We start from the raw sequence: 4,562 nt of genomic DNA, 5'->3' as shown, positions 1-4,562 counted from the left end.
CGTTATCATTCCACCGTCGCCAAATCCACCTAAATTCTTAGATGGAAAAAAGCTAAAACATCCCACATCACCAAAAGACCCTGTCATCTTGCCATCCCATTTTGCACCAAAACTTTGTGCACAATCTTCAACAACAAAAATGTTGTACTCCTTTGCTATTTCCATGATATCATCCATATTACAAGGATGTCCGTACAGATGAACAGGAACTATCCCTTTTACTCTGCTACCGTACTTTTCAATAGCTTTTTTTATCAGTTGAGTGTCTATCGTATAAGTATCTAAATCTATATCGATAAACAAAGGTGTTGCACCACTTCTTAAAATAGTGTCTCCTGTAGCAGTAAATGTAAAAGGAGTAGTTATTATCAAATCTTCCTTAGACCAGTATTCTTGTTTTTTTAGTTTTAACGCTAACGCTCTAAAACTCAAAATAAGAGCTTCTGTTCCGGATGATACACCAATTGCATGTTTAGTTCCTATAAAATTTGCGATTTTTTCTTCCAGTTGTTTTATTTCCTCTCCAAAAATAAAGTTAGATTTTTTGATTACTTTATCTATGTTTTTTTCAATTTTAGGATATTGGTACAGGGTTTCTGATGTTAAATCAAGCATTGTAATTTTATCTTTTCTTTTCGTTGAAATAATATTTATGAATTTTTCCGGACTAATGCCTCTTTCTCCTAGTTTCTTAAGAAAATTGCTATCTCTTGTCATTACATAAGCATCAAAAGTTTCAGCGGAGAGTTTTATTAGCTCATCTTCAACATCTTCATTGGAATACCACAAATCCATATCAATATACGAAGGTGTTTTTAATATCCTTACATTATGAGTTTCTACAAACTTTTGAAGAATTTTATTTGGGTTAACATTGATACCGTTACGTTTTAGATGTCCATTTAAAACATATTTAACATTAGGAAGTTGTGAGGATGAGATATAAATCGGAACTTTATTCTTTACAAAAAAGTTTTCTATATAAATTATATAAGGGTTATCTTTGGTCCTTAGAAGAAACAAATCCAATAGGATATTATTATCCCATATTATTTTAAAGTCCGTATTTATGTTTAAGCTCATCAGATAAAACCTCATCATCAGAATTTTTGAAAATATTTTCTTTCCCTTCATACAATTCTTTTAAAAAGATTAAAAAATCTGTTGAAAATTCATCTACTATTTCAACTTCTATTTCATCTTTATCTCTATATTCATCTATCAAAGGTATTAAAAATCCATCTTGAGTTCTCTTAGCTTTTACTCTCATAATTTTTCCTCCAATGGATAGAAACTTTCTTTTTCCAGTATATAAGTACTACCACAATTTTTACAAGAGATTAAGGTTTTATCATCTTTTTTGCTATCTATATTTCCTTTTATTTTGTTTTTATGAACTAATACAAATCCACACTTACAAACCCATCCAACTTTTCTCGCAGGAACACCTATGTATAAACCATAGTCTTCCACATCACTAACCACCACTGCTCCTGCTCCTATCATCGCATATTTGCCAATTGTGTTGCCACACACTATGGTAGCGTTTGCTCCTATGGTTGCACCGGTCTTTACCAAAGTTTTTTTAAATTCATGTTTCCTTTCTACAAATGCTCTTGGAGTTAGTACGTTTGTAAAAACCATAGAAGGTCCACAAAAAACGTAATCTTCAAGTTCAACACCTTTGTATATTGAAACATTATTTTGTATTTTACAGCCTTTTCCTATCTTAACGTCTGGTCCTATCATACAGTTTTGCCCGATTATACAGTTTTCCCCAATTTTTGTATTTTGTAGTATGTGACTAAAATGCCAAATCTTCGTTCCTTTTCCTATCTCTACATTTTCGTCTATGTAAGATGACTCATGAACAAAAAAGTTATCTTTCATACAGTTTCTCCACAGCTAAAGGATGAGTCCTTTCATTGAATCCAACTGGATTTAAGTTTCTTATTTGATAAACAAGCTCTATAGATGGTCTTGCCTCTTCCAGTCCAAAGCCTCCACCATTTAGTATATCCTGATAAACTACCGTATGAAGGTCGGTAAATCCTTCTGAAAATTCTATTTCCTCACCATCAAAAGTTATAGACCTATAAGTTCTTTGTCCTTTTTGCTTTATCTCTTCTGGAAGATCGTTGTAATCGACGGATAAAAACCATCTTACGTGTGCTTTTTCAAGCTCAATGTATCCACACATTTTTTTTAAAGGTTCAGAATAGTGAACTTCTGTATGTTTTACCTCTCCAAATATCCATATCAACATGTCAAAAAAATGAATACCTATATTGGTTGCTACACCACCGGATTTAGATATATCTCCTTTCCAAGAAACAAAATACCATTTACCTCGTGATGTTATATAAGATAAATCTACTTCGTATTTTTTGGTTTTAGTCTTATACTCTTTTTCTATCTTTTCTTTTAAATCTATGATAGATTTGTGAACTCTAAGTTGTAAAATGTTATAAACCTTCTTCCCAGTTTCTTTCTCTATTTCTGATAAAGCATCTATGTTCCAAGGGTTTAAAACAAGAGGTTTCTCACAAATTGCGTCTGCATCATTTCTTAAAGCAAACCTTATGTGGGCATCGTGTAAGTAATTTGGTGAACATATTGAAATATAATCTACCTTTTCACCTTTCCTTCTTAGCTTATCTATGTGTCTGTCGAATCTTTCAAATTCTGTAAAAAAATCTGCATTTGGAAAATAGCTATCTATAATTCCAACACTATCACATTTATCCATTGCTGCAACGAGTATATTTCCAGTATCCTTTATAGCTTTCATATGTCTTGGTGCTATGTAACCGCCAGCTCCGATTAAAGCAAATCTTTTCATATTTATAACCTCCAATAGGTAAATCCTTCTTTTTGAGCTTTTTCTTTATCATAAATCCCTTTTACATCTATAAGTATAGGATGCTCTGCCATTAGGTTTTTGTACTCTTTAAAGTCCATTTCTTCTATAAATGGTCTGTGTTTTACCGCTACTATTATAGCGTCATAAGGTTTGTTTTGCTGTATATCTTTTATCATTTCTATTCCATACTCGTGTTTCACTTCATCTGGATATGCAAAAGGGTCGTGAATATATACTTTTACTCCGTACTCTAACAGTTCGTTGTATATGTCTATCACTTTCGTGTTTCTTATATCCGATATATTTTCTTTGAATGTTAATCCTAATATCAGTACTTTACTGTCTTTTACTGGTTTTCCGGCTTTTATTAGTTTTTTTACCGTGTTCTCTGCTACGTATTTTCCCATGTAATCGTTTATTCTCCTTCCGGCTAGTATTACTTCCGGATGGTACCCTATAGCTTGTGCTTTGAATGTTAGATAGTATGGGTCTACCCCTATACAGTGTCCTCCTACTAATCCTGGTTCAAATCTTAAAAAGTTCCATTTTGTTGATGCTGCTTCTAACACTTCTTTTGTGTCTATTCCCATTTTGTTGAATATTATTGAAAGTTCGTTCATTAGTGCTATGTTTAGATCTCTTTGGGTGTTTTCTATCACTTTTGCTGCTTCCGCTGTTTTTATATTTGGTGCTTTATGGATTCCGGCTGTTATCACCTCTGAGTACAACCTTGCTAAAAATTCCGTAATTTCCGGAGTATCTCCTGCCACTACTTTTTTTATTTTGTCTATTGTGTGTTGTTTATCTCCTGGGTTTACTCTTTCTGGTGAATAGCCTACGTTAAAGTCTTGTTTCCATTTTAATCCACTTTCTTGTTCTAATATTGGGACACACTCTTCTTCTGTAAGTCCCGGATAAACTGTTGATTCGTAAACTACTATTGAGCCTTTTTGGATATTTTTTCCTACTGTTTTTGTAGCTGATATTATTGGTTTTAAGTCCGGAATGTTGTGTTGGTCTATGGGAGTAGGGACTGTTATTATTATAACTTTTGCCTCTTTGATTTTTTGTGGGTTGTCTGTGAATTCTATCTGGCAGTTTTTAAGTTTTTCCGTTTCTACTTCTTTTGTTCTGTCGTAACCTTCTTTGAGTTCTTTAATTCTTTGAGGATTTATATCGTATCCTATTACGTTATACTTTGTATCAAAAAGCACCGCCAAAGGTAATCCTACATACCCAAGTCCTATTACTGCTATTTTTTCTTTTTTCCCTTTTTTAAAATCGTTTAAATCCATTTTTCCCCAACTTTATTTTACTTAAAAGTTTTTTACATATTCTCTATACTTTTCTATTCTATCTTTTATTTCTATCCAGTTGTCGTTGCCAAATTTTTCTAAAATCTCTTTTGCCAAGACAAAGGCTAACATACTTTCAGCTACTACTGCTGCAGCCGGAACAGCTGTAATGTCAGACCTTTCTTTGGCTGCATCGAAAGGTTCTTTTGTTTTGATGTTTACAGATTTAAGAGATTTTTGTCTCATAAGTGTAGGTATTGGTTTCATAGCTGCTCTTACCAGTATCGGTTCCCCGTTGGTCATTCCACCTTCAAGTCCGCCGGCTCTGTTTGTTTTTCTGTAAAATCCTTTATCTTTATCCCAAAATATATCATCGTGGGCATTGTATCCGGTTTTGCTTGCAA

At 33.1% G+C, this 4,562-nt stretch carries 6 protein-coding genes; all 6 read right to left on the bottom strand.

The features are described from left to right. Positions 1–1,083 (bottom strand): aminotransferase class V-fold PLP-dependent enzyme (locus tag NE054_RS07085; protein ID WP_297890137.1); only part of this gene is annotated, 1,083 nt, incomplete at its 3' end. Then, positions 1,055–1,270, bottom strand: coding sequence for a hypothetical protein (locus NE054_RS07080; protein ID WP_297890135.1), 216 nt, complete (start codon positions 1,268–1,270; stop codon positions 1,055–1,057). The genes NE054_RS07085 and NE054_RS07080, both read right to left, overlap by 29 nt. Next, entirely contained in the window at positions 1,267–1,890 is a 624-nt protein-coding gene (locus NE054_RS07075; protein ID WP_297890133.1) for an acyltransferase, read from the bottom strand. Before NE054_RS07075 ends, NE054_RS07080 begins: the two co-directional genes overlap by 4 nt. Next, positions 1,880–2,842, bottom strand: a complete 963-nt coding sequence (locus NE054_RS07070) for a Gfo/Idh/MocA family oxidoreductase (protein ID WP_297890131.1) — start codon at positions 2,840–2,842, stop codon at positions 1,880–1,882. Before NE054_RS07070 ends, NE054_RS07075 begins: the two co-directional genes overlap by 11 nt. Before the next feature lie 2 nt (positions 2,843–2,844). Continuing rightward, positions 2,845–4,158 (bottom strand): nucleotide sugar dehydrogenase, encoded by a 1,314-nt coding sequence (locus NE054_RS07065; RefSeq protein ID WP_297890129.1) that lies wholly within the window; start codon positions 4,156–4,158, stop codon positions 2,845–2,847. A gap of 21 nt (positions 4,159–4,179) precedes the next feature. Continuing rightward, a partial coding sequence (locus NE054_RS07060; protein WP_297890127.1) for a chorismate synthase occupies positions 4,180–4,562 on the bottom strand: 383 nt, incomplete at its 5' end.

This window comes from Sulfurihydrogenibium sp. (genome assembly GCF_027448985.1).
Lineage (GTDB): Bacteria > Aquificota > Aquificia > Aquificales > Hydrogenothermaceae > Sulfurihydrogenibium.
Note: the sequence above shows the minus strand (reverse complement) of the source record. Positions and strands in the feature narration are given on the sequence as shown.

Coding starts and splice junctions, on each gene's coding strand:
- NE054_RS07080 (WP_297890135.1), bottom strand. CDS start 1,270: ATGAGAGTAAAAGCTAAGAGAACTCAAGATGGATTTTTAATACCTTTG.
- NE054_RS07075 (WP_297890133.1), bottom strand. CDS start 1,890: ATGAAAGATAACTTTTTTGTTCATGAGTCATCTTACATAGACGAAAAT.
- NE054_RS07070 (WP_297890131.1), bottom strand. CDS start 2,842: ATGAAAAGATTTGCTTTAATCGGAGCTGGCGGTTACATAGCACCAAGA.
- NE054_RS07065 (WP_297890129.1), bottom strand. CDS start 4,158: ATGGATTTAAACGATTTTAAAAAAGGGAAAAAAGAAAAAATAGCAGTA.